At 64.9% G+C, this 21,420-nt stretch carries 21 protein-coding genes; 5 read left to right on the top strand and 16 right to left on the bottom strand.

What is annotated here, in order from left to right; translation table 11 throughout:
* Window positions 1-268 precede the first annotated feature (268 nt).
* Window positions 269-601 carry a YkgJ family cysteine cluster protein gene (locus AC07VS_RS15570; RefSeq protein WP_492347961.1) on the top strand — a complete coding sequence of 111 codons (333 nt, stop codon included), beginning with the start codon at window positions 269-271 and terminating at the stop codon, window positions 599-601.
* A gap of 32 nt (window positions 602-633) precedes the next feature.
* Here AC07VS_RS15570 and AC07VS_RS15565 read toward each other — a convergent pair whose 3' ends face one another.
* From AC07VS_RS15565 to AC07VS_RS15555, 3 genes are read right to left on the bottom strand one after another with little or no spacing between them, the layout of a single operon-like run.
* Window positions 634-864, bottom strand: coding sequence for a hypothetical protein (locus AC07VS_RS15565; protein WP_492347960.1), 231 nt, complete (start codon window positions 862-864; stop codon window positions 634-636).
* Window positions 865-866: 2 nt separating this feature from the next.
* Window positions 867-2,744, bottom strand: coding sequence for a ferrous iron transporter B (gene feoB / locus AC07VS_RS15560; RefSeq protein ID WP_494751390.1), 1,878 nt, complete (start codon window positions 2,742-2,744; stop codon window positions 867-869).
* Window positions 2,744-3,046, bottom strand: coding sequence for a FeoA family protein (locus AC07VS_RS15555; RefSeq protein ID WP_494656914.1), 303 nt, complete (start codon window positions 3,044-3,046; stop codon window positions 2,744-2,746). Before AC07VS_RS15555 ends, feoB begins: the two co-directional genes overlap by 1 nt.
* A 115-nt stretch (window positions 3,047-3,161) precedes the next feature.
* Here AC07VS_RS15555 and kynB point away from each other — a divergent pair, with 115 nt between their 5' ends.
* The 3 genes from kynB (at window position 3,162) to AC07VS_RS15540 (ending at window position 5,612) form a co-directional block, all read left to right on the top strand.
* Window positions 3,162-3,797: an arylformamidase gene (kynB, locus tag AC07VS_RS15550; RefSeq protein WP_494656915.1), complete on the top strand. Its 636-nt coding sequence runs from the start codon at window positions 3,162-3,164 to the stop codon at window positions 3,795-3,797.
* A gap of 49 nt (window positions 3,798-3,846) precedes the next feature.
* Window positions 3,847-4,743 (top strand): tryptophan 2,3-dioxygenase, encoded by an 897-nt coding sequence (gene kynA / locus AC07VS_RS15545; protein ID WP_492347956.1) that lies wholly within the window; start codon window positions 3,847-3,849, stop codon window positions 4,741-4,743.
* Between the two features lie 101 nt (window positions 4,744-4,844).
* A complete protein-coding gene (locus tag AC07VS_RS15540; RefSeq protein WP_492347955.1) occupies window positions 4,845-5,612 on the top strand; it encodes a ParA family protein in 768 nt (255 codons plus the stop codon).
* Between the two features lie 72 nt (window positions 5,613-5,684).
* Here the strand turns inward: AC07VS_RS15540 and AC07VS_RS15535 are convergent, their stop codons facing one another.
* The 8 genes from AC07VS_RS15535 to AC07VS_RS15500 all read right to left on the bottom strand — a co-directional run bounded on the left by AC07VS_RS15535 (window position 5,685) and on the right by AC07VS_RS15500 (window position 13,373).
* Window positions 5,685-6,695 carry an inorganic phosphate transporter gene (locus tag AC07VS_RS15535; protein WP_492347954.1) on the bottom strand — a complete coding sequence of 337 codons (1,011 nt, stop codon included), beginning with the start codon at window positions 6,693-6,695 and terminating at the stop codon, window positions 5,685-5,687.
* 14 nt (window positions 6,696-6,709) lie between these two features.
* On the bottom strand, window positions 6,710-7,357 hold the full coding sequence (locus tag AC07VS_RS15530; RefSeq protein WP_492347953.1) for a DUF47 domain-containing protein: 648 nt from the start codon (window positions 7,355-7,357) through the stop codon (window positions 6,710-6,712).
* A gap of 123 nt (window positions 7,358-7,480) precedes the next feature.
* Window positions 7,481-7,855, bottom strand: a complete 375-nt coding sequence (locus tag AC07VS_RS15525) for a DMT family protein (protein WP_492347952.1) — start codon at window positions 7,853-7,855, stop codon at window positions 7,481-7,483.
* A gap of 167 nt (window positions 7,856-8,022) precedes the next feature.
* Complete coding sequence (locus tag AC07VS_RS15520) at window positions 8,023-8,742, bottom strand: ABC transporter ATP-binding protein (RefSeq protein WP_492347951.1); 720 nt, start codon at window positions 8,740-8,742, stop codon at window positions 8,023-8,025.
* Window positions 8,743-8,759: 17 nt separating this feature from the next.
* Window positions 8,760-9,530, bottom strand: a complete 771-nt coding sequence (locus tag AC07VS_RS15515; protein ID WP_494656917.1) for an ABC transporter ATP-binding protein — start codon at window positions 9,528-9,530, stop codon at window positions 8,760-8,762.
* 12 nt (window positions 9,531-9,542) lie between these two features.
* Complete coding sequence (locus AC07VS_RS15510; RefSeq protein ID WP_494656918.1) at window positions 9,543-10,625, bottom strand: ABC transporter permease subunit; 1,083 nt, start codon at window positions 10,623-10,625, stop codon at window positions 9,543-9,545.
* 14 nt (window positions 10,626-10,639) lie between these two features.
* Complete coding sequence (locus AC07VS_RS15505) at window positions 10,640-11,569, bottom strand: branched-chain amino acid ABC transporter permease (RefSeq protein ID WP_492347948.1); 930 nt, start codon at window positions 11,567-11,569, stop codon at window positions 10,640-10,642.
* Window positions 11,570-12,068: 499 nt separating this feature from the next.
* The gene (locus AC07VS_RS15500; RefSeq protein WP_492347947.1) at window positions 12,069-13,373 is read right to left on the bottom strand and encodes a replication-associated recombination protein A; all 1,305 of its coding nucleotides are present in this window, start codon (window positions 13,371-13,373) and stop codon (window positions 12,069-12,071) included.
* 341 nt (window positions 13,374-13,714) lie between these two features.
* On the opposite strand from AC07VS_RS15500, the gene AC07VS_RS15495 reads away from it, so the two are divergent.
* Window positions 13,715-14,581, top strand: a complete 867-nt coding sequence (locus AC07VS_RS15495; protein ID WP_494751389.1) for a dienelactone hydrolase family protein — start codon at window positions 13,715-13,717, stop codon at window positions 14,579-14,581.
* Here AC07VS_RS15495 and AC07VS_RS15490 read toward each other — a convergent pair.
* The 5 genes from AC07VS_RS15490 to AC07VS_RS15470 form a co-directional block, all read right to left on the bottom strand.
* On the bottom strand, window positions 14,578-15,777 hold the full coding sequence (locus AC07VS_RS15490) for a DUF1501 domain-containing protein (RefSeq protein WP_494656920.1): 1,200 nt from the start codon (window positions 15,775-15,777) through the stop codon (window positions 14,578-14,580). The genes AC07VS_RS15495 and AC07VS_RS15490 overlap by 4 nt on opposite strands.
* A gap of 18 nt (window positions 15,778-15,795) precedes the next feature.
* Window positions 15,796-17,361: a DUF1800 domain-containing protein gene (locus AC07VS_RS15485; RefSeq protein WP_494751388.1), complete on the bottom strand. Its 1,566-nt coding sequence runs from the start codon at window positions 17,359-17,361 to the stop codon at window positions 15,796-15,798.
* 148 nt (window positions 17,362-17,509) lie between these two features.
* Window positions 17,510-18,151 (bottom strand): outer membrane lipoprotein periplasmic chaperone LolA, encoded by a 642-nt coding sequence (lolA, locus tag AC07VS_RS15480; RefSeq protein ID WP_494656922.1) that lies wholly within the window; start codon window positions 18,149-18,151, stop codon window positions 17,510-17,512.
* Window positions 18,152-18,161: 10 nt separating this feature from the next.
* On the bottom strand, window positions 18,162-20,483 hold the full coding sequence (locus AC07VS_RS15475; protein WP_494656923.1) for a DNA translocase FtsK: 2,322 nt from the start codon (window positions 20,481-20,483) through the stop codon (window positions 18,162-18,164).
* A gap of 64 nt (window positions 20,484-20,547) precedes the next feature.
* Entirely contained in the window at window positions 20,548-21,225 is a 678-nt protein-coding gene (locus AC07VS_RS15470) for a Crp/Fnr family transcriptional regulator (RefSeq protein WP_492347942.1), read from the bottom strand.
* Between the last annotated feature and the right edge of the window lie 195 nt (window positions 21,226-21,420).

The following is a 21,420-nucleotide window of genomic DNA, read 5'->3' as shown; positions in this document are numbered from 1 at the left end:
CACGTGCAAAAGGCACTCATGGCGTTCCTTTTGCTCGGCCGAGTGGCGTCAACCGCACGGCGGCCCGCAGGGCCACCCAACCTGCGCCTTGCCCGTTTTCTCAGGCGCGAGGCGCATCGGCGCCCATGGACAGCGCACAAGCAAGCCCCCTCCTGACCCAGGCAGCAGGCAGGCGGGCGCCCAGGGATCTGCGGCTGTGACGGTTTGAACTGTTCAAAGATGGCGCTTTAGAATCAGCGCCCGCTGAATCTGTTTCAAATCGTTTCTCATGAGCCATCCCTGCCTGACCTGCGGCGCCTGCTGTGCCTCTTACCGCGTCGATTTTTCAATCCATGAGTTGGACGAAGAAGGTGGCACGGTGCCCGCCGGGCTGACGGTCGAAGTCAACCGCAGCACGTGCCGCATGCGGGGCACTGATCATGTGCCGATGCGCTGCGCGGCCCTCACAGGCAAAGTGGGTGAGAAGGTGGCGTGTGGTATTTACGAATGGCGTCCCGCCCCCTGTCATGAGCTGCAGGCTGGCGACCTCGGCTGCGAAAAGGCGCGGGCCCGCCACGGCCTGCCCCCGTATGCCGAGGTACTGGGCGACCGGATCGTTTGAGGCGATCCTTGTGCCGGCTTCAGCGGCCCGGCTCAGCGGCCTGGCTTCATCCACAGCGGCTCATGGCCGCTGGCGCTCCCTGTTGGCGCTTTCTTGGCCGGGCCGCAACCTGTGCAGTCGCTGCAAGCACCACAGCCAGGGGCCTCGCCCAGCTTCTTTTGCAGGCGCCCCAGGGGCTTGCGCCAGGCCGAAGGCAGCCAATACCACAGGGCATAGCCCCCGGCCAACGCCACCACCAGGCCCACAATCCATTGCTGCCACATGATCAAGCGCCTCCCAGCATCAAGGTGATTCGATAGGTGAGCCAACTGGCCCCGTAGGCCAGCGCAAACAGGTACCCGGCCATCAGCGCCACATAACGCCAGCTGTTGGTCTCACGGCGCACGGTGACCAGGGTCGAGATGCACTGGGGTGCAAACACGTACCAGACCAGCAAGGACAGCGCCGTGGCCAAGGACCAGCTGTGCGCGATCAGCGGCCCCAGTTCGGCCGCCACATCCTCACCGCTGGCCGACAGGGCATACACGGTGCCCAGGGCCCCCACCGCCACCTCACGCGCGGCCAGACCCGGCACCAGGGCGATGGCGATCTGCCAGTTGAAGCCGATGGGTGCAAACACGGTTTCCAGCAGGCGGCCCAACTGGCCGGCAAAGCTGTACTGGATGGCAGCGCCGGTCGCCCCTTCAGGCGCCCCCGGGTAAGTGGACAAAAACCACAACACGACCATCAGGGCCAGGATGATGCTGCCCACGCGTTTGACAAAGATCGAAGCGCGCTCGAACAGCCCCTGGGCGAGGTTGCGCAGGCTGGGCCAGCGGTAGGCGGGCAACTCCATGACCAGCGGCGTGTGCCGGGCATGGCCGCGCCACAGCTTGAACACGGCGGCCACCGCCATGGCGCCCACGATGCCCATCACATACAGGCCGAACATCACCAGGCCTTGCAGGTTGAACACACCGCCCACCGTGCGCTCAGGGATGAAAGCGCTGATCAGCAGGGCATACACCGGCAGCCGGGCCGAACAGGTCATCAGCGGGGCAATCATGATGGTGACCAGCCGGTCACGCCAATGGGTGATCGTGCGGGTCGCCATCACCCCGGGGATGGCGCAGGCAAAGCTTGACAGCAGCGGGATGAAGGAGCGGCCCGACAAGCCCACCGTGCCCATCACCCGGTCCAGCAAAAAGGCCGCCCGGGGCAGGTAACCCGAATCCTCAAGCACCAGGATGAAGAAGAACAGGATCAGGATCTGCGGCAGGAACACCAGCACACCACCGGCCCCGGCCAGCACCCCATCGGCCAGCAGACTTTGCAGCACGCCGGCGGGCACCTGCTCGCGCACCAGCTCAGCCAGGCCATCCACCGCCCCCTTGATGGCATCCATGGGCACGGTCGCCCAGCTGAACACCGCCTGGAACATCATGAACAGCGTGAAGGCCAGGATCAACATGCCCCACAGCGGGTGCAGCACCACGCGGTCGATGGCGTCGTCGGTGTGCAGGGTGTCGGCCGGCGTCTGGACCGCCAGGCCCAGGATGCGCCGTACCTCCAGTTGGGTCGCCATCACCTCGTCAAAATGAGGCGCATGCCAGGCCCGTGCGGCCTGGCCAGGTCGGCGCGTGGACTGCCATTGCTCAAAGAAGGCCAGCAACTCTTGAGCCCCATCGTGCCGGATGCCCACGGACTCCAGCACCGGCATGCCCAGCTCATGCGCCAGCACCTCGCGGTCGATGTGGATGCCCTCACGGCGGGCCGCATCGCTCATGTTGAGGGCCAGCACCATGGGCAGCCCCAGGGCACGGGCCTCCAGCACCAGGCGAAGGTTGAGTTTGAGGTTGGTGGCATCGGCCACGCACACCAGCAGGTCAGGGACAGGCTCGCCAGCGCGGTGTCCGGTCACGATGTCGCGCGTGACCGCCTCGTCGGCACTCAAGGCGTTCAGGCTGTAGGCCCCCGGCAGGTCAAGCACCACCACCCGCCGGCCGGCCGGTGTGGTGACCAGCCCTTCCTTGCGTTCGACGGTCACGCCCGCGTAGTTGGCCACCTTCTGGCGGCTGCCGGTGAGCAGGTTGAACAGCGCGGTCTTGCCGCAATTGGGGTTGCCCAGCAAGGCGGCACGAAGGGCGGGAGCGGTCTCGGTCATCAGATGCTCTTTTCCTCAGGGGCGGCCAGAGACACCCGGATCAGCGCCGCTTCATGGCTGCGCAAGGCAAACGTGGTGTGGCCCACCCGCACCGCAATCGGATCGGCGGCCGGGAAGCCGCGCGCAATCACGCGCACAGGCTCGCCGGGCAGAAAACCGATCTCGAGCAGGCGCAACAGCAACTCCTGGTCTTCGGGCGAGCTGGGCAACTCCAGGCGCACCACCTGCGCATCCACGCGCAGTGGCAATTCATGGACTCCCATCTCCTGGGCGGGGGAGCTGACCACGGAGGGCTTGGACATCGGCACAGTCGCCTTCTGAATGAAAACTATTCTTATTCTAGCCCTTCCAGAAAATGCGCCGCCTGTCGGAAATAAGCGACACCACGAAATTCTGGCGCCAGTAACGTCAGCGCCCATGCAACAGATCTGGGATATCTCCCCCTCCATCCACGCGGGCACCCCGGTGTTTCCGGGTGATGCCCCCTACCAGCAGCACTGGGCCGCCACTCTGGGTCCGGGCTGTCCGGTGAACGTGGCCACCCTCAGCCTGTCGCCCCATGTGGGGGCCCATGCCGATGCCCCGCTGCACTACGACGCCGCCGGCAGCCCGGTCGGGCTCCTGCCATTGGAGCCGTTTCTGGGCCCTTGCCGGGTGATCCATGCCGTGGGTTGCGGCCCGCTGCTGCACTGGTCGGATCTGGCCCACGCCCTGCCCGCCCATCAGGCCATGCCCCCCCGCGTGCTAGTGCGCTGTTACCGCCAAGCCCCCACACGATGGGACCCCGATCTGCCCGCCTTTGCCCCCGAGACGCTGGAGCAACTGGCCGATCTGGGTGTGTGCCTGGTCGGCATTGACAGCGCCAGCATCGATCCCGCCGACAGCAAGACGCTGGACAGCCATCAGGTGATCCGGCGCCGTGGCCTGCGTGTGCTCGAAAACCTGGTGCTCGATGAGGTGCCCGAAGGCGACTACGAGCTGATCGCCCTGCCCCTGAAGCTGATCAACGCCGACGCCTCGCCCGTGCGGGCCGTGCTGCGACGGCTGACCTGACACAAACACCCCACAAACACCCCCCTCCAACGACAGAAGGACCCCCACCATGTGCCCCTATCACAACACCTCAGCGAACCCGGAGCCGCCTGAAACGGCAGCCCCAGCCCACGCCACAGCGCAAATCGTGAAAGAAGAGCGCGCCCAGCTCGACTTCAGCCAGTCGATGAGCTACGGCGACTACCTGCAGTTGGACAGCATCCTGACGGCACAACACCCGCGCTCGCCCGACCACAATGAAATGCTGTTCATCGTGCAGCACCAGACCAGCGAACTCTGGATGAAGCTGATGCTGCACGAGCTGGGGGCGGCCATCCGCCACATCGCGGCCGACGATCTGCAGACGGCCTTCAAGATGCTGGCCCGTGTCAGCAAGATCATGGAGCAGCTGGTGCATGCCTGGGATGTGCTGGCCACCATGACCCCCCCCGAATACAGCGCCATCCGCCCCTACCTGGTGAGCTCCAGCGGCTTCCAGAGCTACCAGTACCGCTGCATCGAGTTCGCGCTGGGCAACAAGAACGCCGCCATGCTCAAGCCGCACGAACACCGCCCCGAACTGCTGGCCATGGTGCAGGAGCGCTACCAGAGCGCCTCTCTCTATGACGAAGCCCTGCGCCTGCTGGCCCGCCGCGGCCTGGCCGTGCCCGCCAGCCACACCGAGCGCGACTGGACCCAGCCCTACGAGGCCAGCGATGGCGTCGAACAGGCCTGGCTCACGGTGTACCGCGACCCCAAGGCGCACTGGGATCTGTATCAACTGGGCGAGGAACTCACCGACCTCGAAGATGCCTTCCGCCTGTGGCGCTTCCGCCACCTGACCACGGTCGAGCGCGTCATCGGATTCAAACGCGGCACCGGCGGCACCGGCGGCGTGAGCTACCTGCGCAAGATGCTCGACGTGGTGTTGTTCCCCGAAATCTGGCGCCTGCGCACCGACCTGTGAGTGCCCCGCAGCGGGCGAGCTCGCCCCGGCGACCCATCCGGCGCTGACCGCAGGCATGTTGCAATGCACAATACCCCCATTGCAACTGCACGGAATCGGTCATGCGACGCGTTGTTTTCAATCAGAAGGGCGGGGTCGGCAAATCGACCATCACCAGCAACCTGGCCGCCATCGGCGCCCACCTGGGCCAACGCACCCTGGTGGTCGACCTGGACCCCCAGGGCAACTCCAGCCGCTACCTGCTGGGTGATGCGGTGGAGCAAGGCCTGAGTGGGGTGGCCGACTTCTTCGACACCACGCTCAAGTTCACGCTGCGGGCGCCCGCCACCAGCGACTTCATTGTGGCGTCGCCCTGGGAGAACCTGCACGTCATGCCCTCCAGCCCGGCGCTGGAAGAACTGCATGGCAAGCTGGAGAGCCGCTACAAGATCTACAAGCTGCGCGACGCCCTGCAAGAGCTGGCCGATGACTACGACGCCATCTGGATCGACACGCCACCCGCACTCAATTTCTACACCCGCTCGGCCCTGATCGCGGCCGAGTCCTGCCTGATTCCGTTTGACTGCGACGACTTCTCGCGCCGGGCGCTCTATGGCCTACTCGACAGCGTCAAGGAGATCCAGGCCGACCACAACCCCGATCTGCGCGTGGACGGCATTGTGGTGAACCAGTTCCAGCCCCGTGCCGCCCTGCCCCGCCGCACCGTGCAAGAGCTGATCGACGAAGGCCTGCCGGTGTGCCAGCCCTACCTCAGCGCCAGCGTGAAGATCAAGGAATCGCACGAGCTGGCCCGCCCCATGATCCATCTGGACCCACGCCACAAGCTCACCCAGGAGTTGGTGGCCCTGTACGAATCGCTGAACGCCTGACAACAAAAAACCCCGCTCCGGAAAACCGGTTGGCGGGGTTGTCAGGCCAGTGGGCAAGCGCCCCAGGCGCGTTCAGAACAGCTGCAGGCTCACCCAATAGGCCACACCAGCCACAAAGGCCGACGCCGGAATGGTCAGCACCCAGGCCCAGACGATGTTGCCGGCCACGCCCCAACGCACCGCGCTGGCGCGTTGCACCGAGCCGACGCCGACGATGGCGCCGGTGATGGTGTGGGTGGTGGACACCGGAACCCCCATCAAGGTGGCGATGAACAGCGTGATGGCCCCGCCGGTTTCGGCGCAGAAGCCGCCCACAGGCTTGAGTTTGGTGATCTTCTGGCCCATGGTCTTGACGATGCGCCAGCCGCCAAACATGGTGCCCAGGCCGATGGCCATGTAGCAGCAGATGATGGTCCAGGTCGGTGGGGCTGTTTCCTGGGCCGAGGCATAGCCCGTGGCAATCAACAGCATCCAGATGATGCCGATGGTCTTTTGGGCGTCGTTGCCCCCGTGGCCCAGGCTGTAGGCCCCGGCCGAGATCAGCTGCAGGCGACGGAACCAGCGGTCGATCTTGGAAGGGCGCGTGCGGCGGCAGATCCAGGCCACGGCCACCATCATCAGCGAGCCAAACAGAAAGCCCAGCAGGGGCGAGATGAAGATGAAGGCCACCGTGCGCAGGATGCCGGCACCGATCAGGGCACTGGCCCCGGCCTTGGCGATCACCGCGCCCACAATGCCACCGATCAAGGCGTGCGACGAGCTGCTGGGGATCCCGTAATACCAGGTGATCAGGTTCCAGAAAATGGCCCCTGCCAGAGCACCGAACACCACGTGGATATCGATCACCCCCGCATCGGCAATGCCCTTGCCCACCGTGGCCGCCACGCTGAGGTGAAAGATGAAAATGGCGACAAAGTTGAAGAAGGCCGCAAACACCACCGCCTGCCCGGGCTTCAGAACCCCGGTGGACACCACCGTGGCAATCGAGTTGGCAGCATCATGAAACCCGTTCATGAAGTCGAACACCAGGGCCATGGCGACCAGCACCATGACAGCCCACAGTGCTACCGGAACATTGCTCATGTGAGTGCCCCAGATCAGGAATTCTCGAGGATGATGCCCTCGATCAGGTTGGCCACGTCCTCACACTTGTCGGTGATGGTTTCCAGCAGCTCGTAGATGGCCTTGAGCTTGATCACCTCGCGCACATCGGGCTCTTCGCGAAACAGCTTGCTCATGGCAGAGCGCATCACGCGGTCGGCATCCGACTCCAGGCGGTCAATCTCTTCGCAGGTCTTGAGCGCGGCTTCGGCCACCGGTTGATCGGCGATCTTGTCGAGCAGTTGCACCGCGTCGCGCAGGCGTTCACAGCATTTCAGGCTCAGGTCGGTGAGGCGGCTGATCTCATCGGTCATGACGCGCACGTCATACAGGGCCATGGTTTCGGCAGAGTCCTGAATCAGGTCAGCCACGTCGTCCATGGTGTTGATCAGCGAGTGGATCTGCTCGCGGTCAATCGGGGTGATGAAGGTCTTGTGGATCAGGCGGTTGACGTCCTGGGTCACGCGGTCAGCTGCATGCTCGGCGGCATCCACGTCCTGGTTGTACTTCTCGCGCAGGTGGGGGTCGGCATAGTTGGCCACCAACTGGGAGAACGCACGCGCAGCCTCCACGATGTGCTGGGCGTGCTGGTTGAACATCTCGAAAAAATTGCCTTCTCGGGGCAACAGCTTGCCAAACAGCATGGCGACTCCTAGCGGACTGAGGGGGGTCACAGATTGTGACGAAAAAATGACAAAGCCTCTGATTCTAACCGGCCGGCCTGGATGGGCGGCTGCAGAGCCCCCCAACCCGCCCCCGTGCCAGACTCAGGCACCCCGGAAGATGAAGTACACCGCCCCGACCATGCACAGCCCGGCCCAGAGGTAATCGAGCTTGAGCGGCTGTTGCAGGTACAGCACCGAAAACGGCACGAACACCGTCAAGGTGATGACTTCCTGCATGATCTTGAGCTGCCCCACATTGAGTTGGGTGTAGCCGATGCGGTTCGCCGGGACCTGTAGCAGGTACTCGAACAAGGCGATGCCCCAGCTGATCAAGGCGGCGGTGTACCAGGGCGTCTGCGCCAGGCTCTTGAGGTGCCCGTACCAGGCAAAGGTCATGAACAGGTTGGACAGCACCAGCAGGGCAGCAGCCTGCAGCGGCACCGGAAACGATTGAAAAAAGGTCAGCATGGGCGCCATTATCCGCAGGCACCCCGCCTGATCCCCCAGATTTACCGTATGTCCACCAATCCACTGAGTCCATCGCGGCCGGGTGCCCCAAAGCACCGCCCATGAAAAAGGCCGGGTTCAAACCCGGCCTTGACAGCCACAGCGCCCCATCCGCAGACGCCGCGGAGGGCTGTGGCTTACTCGCCCAGATAGGCGGCGCGCACCTTGGGGTCGCTCAGCAGGTCCTTGCCCTTGCCGGTCATGGTGATCAGGCCCGACTCCATCACATAGCCACGGCTGGCGATGGCCAGCGCACGGCTGGCGTTCTGCTCGACCAGCACGATGGTCACGCCCTGGGCCGACACATCACGCACCACCTCGAAGATCTTGTCGACCATGATGGGCGACAGGCCCATCGAGGGCTCGTCCAGCAACAGCACCTTGGGCTGGCACATCAGGGCCCGGGCCATGGCCAGCATCTGCTGCTCGCCACCCGACATGGTGCCGGCCAACTGGTCGCGGCGCTCCTTGAGGCGGGGGAACAGGGCGAACATCTTGTCGATATCCGCCAGCACGCCGGCCTTGTCGTTGCGGATGAAGGCGCCCATCTGCAGGTTTTCGGTGATGGTCATGCGGGTGAACACGCCGCGGCCCTCGGGCACCATCACCAGGCCTTGCTTGACCAGGTCCCAGGCGCCCTGCCCCTTGATGGGCTTGCCCAGGTAGTAGATGTCGCCGGCGTTGGCCGCCAGACCGCCTGTGATGGCCTTCATGGTGGTGGTCTTGCCCGCACCGTTGGAGCCGATCAGCGAGACCAGCTCGCCCTCGTGAACCTCGAAGTCCACGCCCTTGACCGCCTGGATGCCCCCGTAGGACACCTTCAGGCCAGCCACTTTCAAAAGCGTTTTCGCTGTCATGGGTTTGTCTTTCTCACTCAATGGCCACCGGCGCCGAGGTAAGCCTCGATCACCTTTTCGTTCTTCTGCACGTCCGCGGGCAGGCCTTCGGCAATCTGCTTGCCGTAGTCCAGCACCGTGACGCGGTCGCACAGGCCCATGACCAGCTTCACGTCGTGTTCGATCAGCAAAATGGTGCGGTTGTCGCGCCGAATCTGGTCGATCAGCTCGCGCAGTTGCACCTTCTCGGTGGCGTTCATGCCGGCGGCCGGTTCGTCCAGAGCGATCAGCTGCGGATCGGTGGCCAGGGCACGGGCGATCTCCAGGCGACGCTGGTCACCATAGGACAGCGTGCGGGCCTTGAAATCGGCGTACTTGCCGATGCCCACGTAATCGAGCAGTTCTTGAGCGCGCTTGGCAATCGCAGCCTCTTCGGCCTTGAAGCCCGAGGTGCGGAACACCGCCCCCAGCAGCCCCGAGCCGGTGCGGATGTGGCGACCCACCATCACGTTCTCGAGCGCGGTCATTTCGGAGAACAAACGGATGTTCTGGAAGGTGCGGGCAATGCCCGCCTTGGCCACTTCATGCACGGCCGTGGGCTGGTAGGGCTTGCCGGCCAGCTCGAAGTTGCCAGTGTCGGGCGTGTACAGCCCGGTGATGACGTTGAAGAACGTGGTCTTGCCGGCGCCGTTGGGGCCGATCAGGCCATAGACCTGGCCACGTTCGATGGTGATGCCCACATCGCTCAGGGCCTGCAGGCCACCGAAACGTTTGGAAATGCCGGACACCTTGAGTACGGTTTCTGCCATGGGTGTCTCTCCTTAACGAACTTGCTGCAGCGACTTGCCGTGTTCGGGCGCGGGCCACAGGCCACGCGGACGCAACAGCATCACGATGATCATGGCCAGCGCAATCAGCAGCTGGCGCAGGATGGCCGAATCCAGACGGCCGTCGGTCATGGCCTGCAAGGGGCCGGCCACGTAGCGCAACACCTCGGGCAGGGCCGACAGCAGCACAGCGCCCAGAATCACGCCAGGGATGTGGCCAATGCCACCCAGCACCACCATGGCCACAATCATCACCGACTCCATCAAGCTGAAGGATTCCGGCGACACAAAGCCCTGGAAGGCACCGAACATGGCACCGGCGACACCGCCGAAGCTGGCGCCCATGCCGAAGGCCAGCAACTTCATGTTGCGGGTGTTGATGCCCATGGCCTTGGCGGCAATTTCGTCTTCACGGATGGCCATCCAGGCACGACCGATGCGCGAGTCCTGCAGGCGGTAGCAGATGATCACGGTGAAGATCACCAACGCCAGGAACAGGTAGTAGTACAGCGTGACCGAGTTGATGTCGTAGTCGCCGATGGACAGGCGCTTGGCCAGGTCCAGACCGAAGAAACTGATCGAATCGATCTGGCCCAGGCCCTTGGGGCCGTTGGTGATGTTGATCGGGTGGTCCAGGTTGTTCATGAAGATCCGCACGATCTCACCGAAGCCCAGGGTCACGATCGCGAGGTAGTCACCGCGCAGTTTCAGCGTCGGGGCCCCCAGCAAGGCGCCAAAGAAGGCTGCGATCACCGCACCCAGCGGGATGATGGCCCACCACGGTGTGTGCAAGCCTCCCGGGAACATGGCGGCGATGGCCGCAAAGTTGTCGGTCAGCTGGGGCGAAGCCAGCAGGCCGAACATGTACGCGCCCACGGCATAGAACGCCACGTAGCCCAGGTCCAGCAGGCCGGCATAGCCGACCACGATGTTCAGGCCCAGGGCCAGCATCACGTACAGCAGGGCCAGGTCGGCAATGCGCACCCAGGCGTTGCCAAAGAACTGCAGCAGCAAAGGCAGCAACAGCAGGGCCGCGCCGGCGGCCACGTACTTGAGGGTCTTGTTGTCTTGGTTCATGTTGATTCCCCCGATCAGGCGCGGTCGGCCACACGTTCACCCAGCAAGCCGGACGGACGCAGGGTCAACACGATGATGAGCACCACGAAGGCGAAGATGTCGGTGTAATTGCTGCCCAGCAGACCGCCGGTCAGCGCGCCGATGTAGCCCGAGCCGATCGACTCGATCAGGCCCAGCAGGATGGCGCCCACCACGGCACCCGCCAGGTTGCCGATGCCGCCGAACACAGCGGCCGTGAAGGCCTTGAGGCCGGGCAGGAAGCCCATGGTGTGCTGAACGGTGCCGTAGTTGGCGGCGTACATCACGCCGGCAATGGCGGCCAGCACGGCCCCGATGATGAAGGTGGCCGAGATGACCATGTCGGGCTTCACGCCCATCAGGGCAGCCACGCGGGGGTTCTCAGCCGTGGCACGCATGGCACGCCCCAGCTTGGTGTAGTTGACCAGCCACATCAGCGACGCCAGAGACACCGCCGTCACACCCAGGATCAGGATCTGGGTGGGCGTGATCACCGCGCCACCCACTTCGATCGGTGCCGAAGGCAGCAGCGAGGGATAGGGTTTGTAGTTGGGCTTCCAGATGATCATGGCCAGGGTCTGCAGCAGGATCGACATGCCGATGGCCGTGATCAGCGGCGCCAGCTTGGGGCTGTTGCGCAGCGGCCGGTAAGCCACTTTTTCGATCACGAAATTCAGCGTTGCCGAGACCACGCAGGCGATGATCACCGCGATCAGCAGGATCAGCCAACCGGGCGCTGAAGGCATTGCGTCCTTCATGAACCCGATGATGGTCCAACTGGTGAGTGCCCCGACCATCAGCACCTCGCCGTGGGCGAAGTTGATCAGGTTGATGATGCCGTACACCATGGTGTAGCCCAAGGCCACCAAGGCATACATGCTGCCGAGTACCAGACCGTTGATGATCTGCTGCAGCAATATTTCCATAAAGTTTCTCCGTTGAGTCAGATGCCGTGCCGATCCCCGGGCGGATCGCCGGGGCACAACAAAGCCGTCTTCCACCTAGCAAAAAACCCGCCAGAAAAATCGGATGCGGGTTGGTGGGCGGGATTGTAGCCAACGGTACAGAATGAAAAAGTTATTGACTGACCGGGGTTTACCCGTGTTTTGACCTGCATCAGCAGGCCTATTTGGGCATCACAAAAACTGATGAAAAACGCTGTTCATTCATGCATCTGCTGACAAGACCCGATGTGAAAACGGCTGACAGCGTCAACCGAGAACCCACCCATCGTGGCGCAAGATGGCTTGGCATCATAAATCATCGCTACAAGTTCAATAGCAACGACGGCTCGCCAAGCCGATGAAGCGGTGCGGGCCACGTCAACGCTGATTTCAATCCAGAACGCACCACAGCAGTGCATCCATGACCAGAAATGCTCACCGCCAATGCGCCGAACCTCAGAAATTCGGGATGAAAAAAAACTCAGCCGCGACGTGCGGCGTCGTCCAGCGCCCGCAAATGGGCCAGTTTCTCGCCAATCTTGAGCTCCAGCCCACGCGGCACGGGCTGGTACCAGGCGGGTTCCTCGATGCCCTCAGGCAGGTAGGTTTCACCCGCTGCATAGGCGTTGGGCTCGTCATGGGCATAGCGGTATTCGTGCCCGTAGCCCAATTCCTTCATGAGCTTGGTGGGCGCATTGCGAAGGTGCACCGGAACCTCACGGCTCTTGTCCTGCTTCACGAAGGCCTTGGCCTCGTTGTAGGCCTTGTAGCCCGCGTTGCTCTTGGCGGCCACAGCCAGGTAGATGACCGCTTGGCCCAGGGCCAGTTCCCCTTCCGGACTGCCCAGGCGTTCATAGGTCAGGGCCGCATCGTTGGCAATCTGCATGGCCCTGGGGTCGGCCAAGCCGATGTCTTCCCAAGCCATGCGGACAATGCGCCGCGCCAGATACCGGGCATCCGCCCCCCCATCCAACATGCGGGTCAGCCAGTAAAGGGCGGCGTCAGGGTGGGAGCCCCGCACCGACTTGTGCAAGGCTGAAATCTGGTCGTAGAAATTGTCACCGCCCTTGTCGAAGCGACGGCTGTTCAAGGTCAGGGCGTTCTGCAAGAAGTCGGCTGTGATGGCCGTGATGCCAGAAGCCTTGGCGGCAGTGCTCGTCTGTTCGAGCAGGTTCAAGAAACGCCTCGCGTCGCCGTCTGCATAGCCAATGATCGTGTCCCGCGCCAGGTCGTCGAAGACCAGATGGCCCAGGGCGAGTTCTTGGGCACGTGCCAGCAGCAGCTTCAGTTCGTCATCGGTCAGCGATTTGAGAACATAGACCTGCGCCCGCGACAACAGCGCCGAGTTCACTTCAAAGGAAGGGTTCTCCGTGGTGGCACCGATGAAGGTGACCAAGCCGCTTTCTGCATAGGGCAAAAGAGCGTCTTGCTGAGATTTGTTGAATCGGTGGATTTCGTCCACGAACAGGATCGTGTGCTTGCCCATGGACAGGTTTTGCTGGGCCTGCTCCATCGCAGCCCGGATGTCTTTGACCCCCGAGAACACCGCCGACAGGGCAATGAACTCGCACTTGAAGGCGGAGGCCGTGAGGCGTGCCAGGGTGGTTTTGCCGACGCCTGGCGGCCCCCAGAAGATCATGGAGTGGGGTTTGCCCGACTGAAACGCCAGCCTCAGAGGCTTGCCCTCGCCCAGCAAATGCGACTGCCCGACCACCTCGTCCAAAGTCTTGGGGCGAAGTGCTTCAGCCAGGGGGGCCGAAGGCTCTTGAGCGAACAAATCAGCCATGCATCACCCCCGTTGAACCCAGAGAACGCCCCAGGCCGAGTCCTCGCACCCTCGGGCACTGTTTGGACGACCGGGGCGGGTGTGCGCGACCGACCTCCCCCACCCGCAGCAAGGTGCAAGCCCCCAGCCGATGTGGCTGCTTCGCCCCCCTGGCCCGCGGCTGCAGGCGCAACCGCCCGTCCAGGGGCAGGTACGAGGCAAAGTGGGGCATGGAGGCGGGGCGAGGCGTGTTCATGCCTCGATTGTCCATGCACCCGGGCACGGTTTTCACGGATGGCCGCAGCGCGGCCTGCACGCGACACTGGAGCACCTGAACAAATTTGAACAAAGAGGTGCTTCCCATGCCCATGGCTCGAATCGCGGCCCGCCCCAGAGGGCGCATCGCCCTGCTGGGGCTGAGCCTGCTCCTCGGCGCCCACACCCTGGCCCAGACCCCGCCGGCCGGTCGCATCGAGGGCCAGGCCTGGCAACACACCCCTGCCACGCTGGCCGCCAGCGTGGCACGGGCGGCCCTGGTACTGCCCGAGCGCGCCACGGGTGGCGCCCGTTACACCGGGGCCTTCAGCGCCCGCCCGGCCACCCAGGGGCAAGCCGTGCCGGTGGTGTTGTTCCTGCACGGCTCGTCGGGCCTGGGCTTGAGCGCCATCGGCACCTGGCAACAATGGCTGGCGGACCAGGGCATTGCCAGCATGGCGCCGGACTCATTCGCCCTGCCCGAGCGGGTCACCTACCAGTCGCCGATTTCAGCCCAGGACTATGAGCGCATCCATGCGCTGCGAGGCTCTGAAATCGCACCGGCACTGGCCGCCTTGCAGACTCAGCCCTGGGCAGACACCCGCCGCATCGTGCTGGCCGGCACCAGCGAAGGTGCCGTGGCGGTGGCCCGCTACGCCGGTGACGGGGTGGCGGCACGCATGGTGTTTTCCTGGAGTTGCGAGGCCAACTACTTTGTTCAGGCCCCGCGCAACGCCTTTGCACCGGGCCAGCCGGTGCTCAACCTGATCAGCAGCACCGATCCGTATTTCTCGCGCAGCAACCCCTGGCTGGGCAACGCCGATGCCCTGGGCCACTGCTCCGCTGCCCTGAAGGACAACCCCCGGGCCAGCGTGCTGCTGATCCCCAACGCACCGCACACCTTGCTGAACTGGCCGGCCGCACACGACGCCGTGGCCGGCTTTTTGCAGCGCGTGCTGGCCGATCGCCCCTAAACCAGCCCGAGGTCACGCACCGCAGCGCCCGGAAAGACCCGCTGCAGCGCCTGGGGCCCCAAGCCGTACTGGCGCCCCAGCAAACCGGCAAGGACGCTGCGGTAATCGTTGAGCACCGGAAAATCCCGGTTCTGGAACAGGGTGGACGGGCTGATGGCCACCTGCTCGCCCAGCACCCGCCCGCCACGCAGGCCACCGCCCAGCACCCACAGCACCGAGCCATGGCCGTGGTCGGTGCCACGGTTGCCGTTTTCGCGGAAGGTACGGCCAAACTCGCTGATCACGACCACGGTGGTGCGGCCCCAGTCCTCGCCCAGGCCTTCGGCCAGCGCGGCCAGGCCCTGCCCCAGTTCGTCGAAGCGGCTGGCCAGCGCACCGGTGGCCCCCCCTTGTGCGACATGGGTGTCCCAGCCGCCCACATCGACAAAGCCGATGTCGTGCCCCGACTGCAGCAGATAGGCCAAGCGCCGCGCCACCTGCTCGAAGCCGCGGGCCGACATGGCCCGCCGGTTGGCGCTTTCCATTTCGGCCTGCAGGCTTTGGCGCGCCTCGGCCTGCACCTGAAAGCCTTCCCGCACCGGGGTGGCCAGGGTGCCGCCGCCGTACATGGCCTCGATGATGCGGGCCTGGCGTTCGTCCACCCCCGCCTTGCCCACCGAGGACAGGGCCACATTGGCCACGGGCACCGGGCCGCGCAAGGCCATGGGCAACTGCTCGGTGAAGGCAATGCCCAGGCCCTCGGCCCCGCCCAACTCGGCGCACAGCCGGTTCAGGAAACCGGATCGAAAATCGCGCCGCTCGCCCACGCCCTGCCCCAGCTCGATGCTGTCCTGGGTTTCAAAGTGGCTGCGCGTGAGGTCATCGGTGCCACAAAACGGGATGAAGGCCGCCTGCCCACGCTGGTACAGCGGCAGCACACTGCTGGCCAGGGCCGGGTGCAAGCCCCATTGCGCATCCAGCGGCAAGGCCCCTTGTGGGCGACCGGGCCGGGCGATGGCGATGTTGGGCCGTGACTCCTCGTAAAAGGTGTTGGCCGTGGGCACCAGCAGATTGGCCGCGTCGTAGCCCCCGCGCAGAAACACCAGCAGAAACTTGCTGCCCCCCGCCCCCGGCGCGGCCCAGCTGTGGCCGCCGTGCAGGGCCAGGGGTGCCAGGCTGGCGGCGCCCAAATGCTGAAGAAGGTGTCGGCGTTGCATGAGGGCCTCGCTTTCGGGTCAGCGGTTCATGAATTCAGGGGACGACAGCAAGAAGGTGTTCCACTCCTGCGGCGAGGTGGCCTGGTCCAGGGCCTGCCGGGTGCGCGGGCTCAGATTGGGCGCCAGGCCCTGGTGGTACAGCGCGTTTGACAACTGGGGGAAGGCGGGCTTCTCAACCGGGGGCGTGGCCTCGGTCTTGAACAGGCCGGCCGGCCCCGAGCCGATGGCCCGGGCCACCTCGAAGCGGGTGCTCATCTGGCCCGCGCTGGACCAGGCCGCCGCCTCCAGCGGGTAGCCGTCTGGCGTGCTGCGGCCGTACAGGGGCTCGCCCAGGCGGTTGATCCAGTTCAGCACCGGGTTGGGGTTGAGGATGACGCGCCCGTCATAGGCCAGGCGCACGGCGGCCAGCACGTAGTGCACCGGGTCGCGGAACAAGGTGCCCAATGAAGCCGCGAACTCCGGGCTGGCAAACAAGGCGTTCAGCGTCGCCGCCATGTTGCCGTCGCTGCGCAAAAAGGCCGCCGCCACTTTGTCCACGAGCCCGGGTGCCGGCGTATCCGACACCCAGAAGAGAATCAACTTGCGGGCCACAAAGCGCGCCGTGGACGGGTGCCTGGCCAGCCGGTCGAGTGCCACCTCCACGCGGGCCAGCCCCCGCCCCGGCAAGGCTTGGCCCAACAGGGTCTGCGGACTGTCGTCGTGGCGGCGCGGGTTGAACTCGAACAGCCCCCGTCGCACGTACTGCCCTTGAAGGGCCGGTGGCAACTGCGGAGGGGGTGCATCGGGCGGGTTGACCACGCCCAGGCCGCTCAGCACCCGCGCCAGGGCCTGCACGTCCTGCTGGGTGTAGCCCCCGCCGACGCCCAGGGTGTGCAGCTCCATCAGCTCGCGGGCGTAGTTCTCGTTGAGGCGGCCTGCCGCGTTGTGCTCGTTGTCCAGGTAGCGCAGCATGGCCGGGTGGTACACCGTGGCCCCCAGCAGCTCACGAAAGCGCCCCAGCGCATGCGGGCGCACGGCCTGCTCCTCGAAGTCCGGGATCAGGGCGCGCAGATTGCCTTTGTAGAGGTGCAGGCTGAAATGGTTCATCCAGAACCAGACCATCTGCTCCTGCACCTGCTGGGGTGAATAGAGAGCGCGCAGCATGAAACGCTGGGCCGATTCGCGCCCCTGGCGGTTCAGCTCTTGTTGATAGGCCTGCTGGGCGGCCTTCTTGGCCTCGTCATCCTTCAGGGCATCGGCCGCGCGCCGCTGCGCCTCCAGGGCCACCACGCGGGCCACCAAGGGCTCGCGGGTGATGGTCATGGCGTCAATCTGGGCCTGGGCTTCGGGCGGCAGCGGCGCACCGGGCTGCGGCTTGAGCTGCTGGGCCAGCCAGCGCGACAGGCCCAGACCCGCCAGCTGCCGTGCCGCCTCAGGGGTGGCGCCCCAGCTGAGGCGGTTGAGCCAGCGCACCTGGGCCACCGGGCTGTCAGCCTGCGGATCACGCGGGCCACTGTCGGACGCCGGAACGGCAGCGCAGCCCGCCAAGCCCAGGCAGGCGCCGGCGGCAGATCCGCCGAGCAGGTGGCGACGCATCAGATCCATGATCGGTTTCCTGGTGGACCGCCTGCCGCCCGCACCGGCCGGGTGGCCAGGCAGTCGTCAAGCGATGAACACGCAACGACGAGCGACACGCAGGCGTTGACAAACGGATGGTAAAGACCGCCTGATGAACACCTGTTTTCAGCCGCGGCTACTGCTGCACGACATCGGCGCCCTTAGGGGCTTTGAACTGAAAGGCATCGGCCGGCAGGCTGGGGTTGGCCTGAAAACCGGTGAAGCTCAGCACCGATCGCTGGCCAAAGCTGTCCACGATGTCCAGGGTGGCCAGTTGCTCGCCCTTGAAGCCGATCTTCACGCTCTGGATCTGGCCGTCACGCGACTTGGGCAGGGCCTGCACCCACTGCTGCCCATCCTGCTCGGGCAAGGCCGTGAGCTTGAATTCAGCCTCCAGCGACTTGAGATCGGGTGCCGAGGCCAGCAGGGCCGCCGGGGTCGAACCCAACACCTGCGACTGTTTGCGCGCAGTGACCTGGTTCAGGTCCACGTCATAAAGCCACACGGTCTGGCCATCGGCGACCAACTGCTGCTCAAACGGCTTGCGGTAGTCGAACCGGAAGCGCGACGGGCGCAGGAACTCGAACACGCCGCTGGAGCTCTTGCTGCGCGCCACCTGCCCCTCACGCGCCGGCGCCGTCACCACCTGGGTGAAGTCGGCCTTGCCACTGCGGGTGCCTTTGACAAAGGCTTCGAGCGCATCCAGGCCGCCGGCCAGGGCGGGCCCGGCCAGGATCAAGCCCAATCCCAGGGCTGCCAGAGGGTTTCGGATCTTCATGGGCTCACTCTCATTCGTTGCGTGCGGGCACCAGCACCTCGCGCTGGCCGCTGGTGGTGAGGGCACTCACCAGGCCGGCTTTTTCCATGTCTTCGAGCAGGCGGGCCGACCGGTTGTAGCCGATGCGCAGCTTGCGCTGCACATACGAGATACTGGCCTTGCGATCCTTGAGCACCACTTCAACGGCCTGGTCGTACATCGGGTCTTTCTCGCCGCCCTCACCCCCGCCCTCGCCGCCCGGGCCGTCGTCACCGTCCACGGTGCCGCCTTCGAGCACGCCGTCGATGTAGTCGGGCTCGCCCTGGCTTTTCAGGTAGCTGACCACGCGGTGCACCTCTTCATCGCTGACAAACGCACCGTGCACCCGGACGGGGAAGCCGGTGCCACTGGGCATGTAGAGCATGTCGCCCATGCCCAGCAGGGCTTCGGCCCCCATCTGGTCCAGGATGGTGCGGCTGTCGATCTTGCTGCTCACCTGGAAGGCGATTCGGGTCGGGATGTTGGCCTTGATCAGGCCGGTGATCACATCCACGCTGGGGCGCTGGGTGGCCAGGATCAGGTGGATGCCGGCCGCACGGGCCTTCTGGGCCAGGCGGGCAATCAGCTCTTCGATCTTCTTGCCCACCACCATCATCAGGTCGGCCAGCTCGTCGATCACGACCACGATGTGGGGCAGGCGCTGCAGGGGCTCCGGGCTCTCGGGGGTCAGGCTGAAGGGGTTGTAGATGAACTCTTCCCGCGCCTTGGCCTCGTCGATCTTGGTGTTGTAGCCGGCCAGGTTACGCACCCCCAGCTTGCTCATCAGCTTGTAGCGGCGCTCCATCTCGGCCACGCACCAGGTCAGGCCGTTGGCGGCCTGCTTCATGTCGGTGACCACGGGGGCCAGCAGATGGGGAATGCCCTCGTAGACCGACATTTCCAGCATCTTGGGGTCGATCATCAGCAGGCGCACATCACGGGCCTCGGCCTTGTACAGCAGCGACAGGATCATGGCGTTGATCCCCACCGACTTGCCCGAGCCCGTGGTACCGGCCACCAGCACGTGGGGCATCTTGGCCAGATCGGCCACCACCGGGTTGCCGATGATGTCCTTGCCCAGGCCCATGGTGAGCAGCGATTTGGCCTCGTGGTAGATCTGCGAGCCCAGGATCTCACTGAGCTTGATGGTCTGGCGCTTGGCGTTGGGCAACTCCAGCGCCATGTAGTTCTTGCCCGGAATGGTCTCGATCACCCGGATCGACACCAGACTCAGCGAACGGGCCAGGTCCTTGGCCAGGTTCACCACCTGCGAGCCCTTCACGCCCGTGGCGGGTTCAATCTCGTAGCGGGTGATGACCGGGCCCGGCGAAGCCAGCACCACGCGCACCTCGACGCCAAAGTCCTTCAGCTTTTTCTCGATGAGGCGGCTGGTCATCTCCAGGGTTTCAGGCGAGACCGTCTCCTGCCGCAACAGTGCACCGTCCAGCAGATCGACCTGCGGCAACTTGCTGTCGGGCATGTCGGTGAACAGGGGCTTTTGTCGCTCCTTGACCACGCGCTCGCTTTTGGGCACGTCCAGCATCACCGGCTCGATGATCTGCACCGGCTTCGGGTGGTGTTCACGGATTTCGATGCGCTCTTCGTGCACCACCTCCTCGCGTTCGCGCGCAGCACGCTTGCCCACCGCCAGGTCTTCGGCGATCTCGCTCTTCTTGCGGCGCGACTGCACCAGCGAATCCAGCGCCGCACCCAGGCGCTCGGCCGCATGGCCCCAGGAGAAACGGAACACCAGTGCGCTGCCGATCAGGCCCACGGTCAGGGTCAGCAGCGCCGACCCGGTGAAGCCCAGCCACTTCATCAGCAGGGGGCCCGTGAGGTAGCCCAGCACGCCCCCGGCGTGGCCCGGCAGATGCCCCTCGAAGCGGTACAGCCGGGTCCATTCCAGCGCCGTGCTGGCCAGCACCAGCAACACCAGGCCCAACCAGAAAGGCCAGCGCGACCCGGGCTGCCCGGTCTCGTCTGCACGCATCCAGCGCGCCAGGCTGGCCAGCCAGGCCCGCACGGCCGCAGCGACACCCCACCAGACGGAAAAGCCCAGCATGAAATAGCTGACATCGGCCAGCCAGGCCCCCAGGCGCCCACTCCAGTTCAGCACCTTCAGGCCGCCCCCCGTGGTCGACCAGGCCGGGTCTTGCGCATGGTAGGTGAGCAAGGCCAGAAGCCACAGCACCAGCAGGGCCGCCCAGACGATCAGGCCGATCTCGTGGGTGAAACGGCTGACCCCATAGCGCACCGGAGCGTCGCGGTCACGGGCCGGGGCGGAGGAATTCAGGGTGTGAAGGGAATAGGTCATAGGCAGTCAAGGGCGCCAAGCTTAGCGCAGCGCAAGCGTGTCGCGGCGCTGGAGCCGGCGGTGTTCAGGTCAGCTGCAGCAGCCGGTCCTTGACCGTCATGCAGCCGGCCTCGTCGGTCTGCACAAAGCCACGCTCCTCCAGGTCTTTCATGACCCGGCTGACCATCTCGCGCGAGGCGCCCACCATCTTCGCAATGTCTTGGCGCGACAGCTTGTCACGGATCACCAGCACCCCTTCAGGGCCCTCGCTGGCGTGCTCCATCAAGGCCCGGGCCACCCGGCCGTACACGTCCATCAGGGCCAGCGATTCGATCTTCTGATCCGCCTGGCGCAAACGCTGCACCAGGCGCTTCATCACGGCATAGGCCACGCTGCTGTTGTCCTGCAGGCAACGCAGGAACTCGGCCCGCCCCAAAGTCAGCACATCGGTCTGGATCTCGGCCCGCACGGTGGCCGAATGGGTCTGGTTGTCGATCAGGCTCATTTCACCCAGGTGATCACCCGTGCGCAAGGTGGCCAGAATCACTTCACGCCCCCGCTTGTCAGTGGTCAGCACGCGAACACGGCCATTGAGCAAAATGTAGAGCGCATCCGATTTGCTGCCCTGCTCCACCAAGGCCTCGCCGCGCTTGAAGCGCCGCTTGACCACCACCCGCGAAATGAGCTCGGCCTGGGCCGCTGTCAGCAAAGCGAACAAGGGCACACGCCGCAGCAGTTCAAGGTTGGACACCATGGTCGTCATGTCGTGAAATCTCCTTGGCACACCCGGCGTCATCACCGGATGCTGAGGTTAACAGGGGCTTGTAAACCCACCCGGGGCCTGAATCTGGATTAGATTCTTACAATCGCGATCATTGAAAACACAGGGCCACCGATCCGGCGGCACCAGTTGATACTTCTGCAGCGCCCCCATATACAGGGACCCCACGGTCGCTAT

The sequence above is a fragment of the Curvibacter sp. GW821-FHT01G03 genome (assembly GCF_059422285.1).
This window is presented reverse-complemented; position numbering and strand designations above follow the sequence as displayed.

What these genes read in the sequence shown, in the direction of transcription:
- AC07VS_RS15495 (WP_494751389.1), top strand. Translation starts at nt 13,715, where the DNA reads ATGCCCATGGCTCGAATCGCGGCCCGCCCCAGAGGGCGCATCGCCCTG.
- AC07VS_RS15565 (WP_492347960.1), bottom strand. Translation starts at nt 864, where the DNA reads ATGTGGCAGCAATGGATTGTGGGCCTGGTGGTGGCGTTGGCCGGGGGC.
- AC07VS_RS15515 (WP_494656917.1), bottom strand. Translation starts at nt 9,530, where the DNA reads ATGGCAGAAACCGTACTCAAGGTGTCCGGCATTTCCAAACGTTTCGGT.
- AC07VS_RS15500 (WP_492347947.1), bottom strand. Translation starts at nt 13,373, where the DNA reads ATGGCTGATTTGTTCGCTCAAGAGCCTTCGGCCCCCCTGGCTGAAGCA.
- AC07VS_RS15505 (WP_492347948.1), bottom strand. Translation starts at nt 11,569, where the DNA reads ATGGAAATATTGCTGCAGCAGATCATCAACGGTCTGGTACTCGGCAGC.
- AC07VS_RS15485 (WP_494751388.1), bottom strand. Translation starts at nt 17,361, where the DNA reads ATGGATCTGATGCGTCGCCACCTGCTCGGCGGATCTGCCGCCGGCGCC.
- AC07VS_RS15470 (WP_492347942.1), bottom strand. Translation starts at nt 21,225, where the DNA reads ATGACGACCATGGTGTCCAACCTTGAACTGCTGCGGCGTGTGCCCTTG.
- AC07VS_RS15555 (WP_494656914.1), bottom strand. Translation starts at nt 3,046, where the DNA reads ATGTCCAAGCCCTCCGTGGTCAGCTCCCCCGCCCAGGAGATGGGAGTC.
- AC07VS_RS15520 (WP_492347951.1), bottom strand. Translation starts at nt 8,742, where the DNA reads ATGACAGCGAAAACGCTTTTGAAAGTGGCTGGCCTGAAGGTGTCCTAC.
- kynB (WP_494656915.1), top strand. Translation starts at nt 3,162, where the DNA reads ATGCAACAGATCTGGGATATCTCCCCCTCCATCCACGCGGGCACCCCG.
- AC07VS_RS15475 (WP_494656923.1), bottom strand. Translation starts at nt 20,483, where the DNA reads ATGACCTATTCCCTTCACACCCTGAATTCCTCCGCCCCGGCCCGTGAC.
- AC07VS_RS15570 (WP_492347961.1), top strand. Translation starts at nt 269, where the DNA reads ATGAGCCATCCCTGCCTGACCTGCGGCGCCTGCTGTGCCTCTTACCGC.
- lolA (WP_494656922.1), bottom strand. Translation starts at nt 18,151, where the DNA reads ATGAAGATCCGAAACCCTCTGGCAGCCCTGGGATTGGGCTTGATCCTG.
- AC07VS_RS15530 (WP_492347953.1), bottom strand. Translation starts at nt 7,357, where the DNA reads ATGCTGTTTGGCAAGCTGTTGCCCCGAGAAGGCAATTTTTTCGAGATG.
- AC07VS_RS15510 (WP_494656918.1), bottom strand. Translation starts at nt 10,625, where the DNA reads ATGAACCAAGACAACAAGACCCTCAAGTACGTGGCCGCCGGCGCGGCC.
- AC07VS_RS15490 (WP_494656920.1), bottom strand. Translation starts at nt 15,777, where the DNA reads ATGCAACGCCGACACCTTCTTCAGCATTTGGGCGCCGCCAGCCTGGCA.
- feoB (WP_494751390.1), bottom strand. Translation starts at nt 2,744, where the DNA reads ATGACCGAGACCGCTCCCGCCCTTCGTGCCGCCTTGCTGGGCAACCCC.
- kynA (WP_492347956.1), top strand. Translation starts at nt 3,847, where the DNA reads ATGTGCCCCTATCACAACACCTCAGCGAACCCGGAGCCGCCTGAAACG.
- AC07VS_RS15535 (WP_492347954.1), bottom strand. Translation starts at nt 6,695, where the DNA reads ATGAGCAATGTTCCGGTAGCACTGTGGGCTGTCATGGTGCTGGTCGCC.
- AC07VS_RS15540 (WP_492347955.1), top strand. Translation starts at nt 4,845, where the DNA reads ATGCGACGCGTTGTTTTCAATCAGAAGGGCGGGGTCGGCAAATCGACC.
- AC07VS_RS15525 (WP_492347952.1), bottom strand. Translation starts at nt 7,855, where the DNA reads ATGGCGCCCATGCTGACCTTTTTTCAATCGTTTCCGGTGCCGCTGCAG.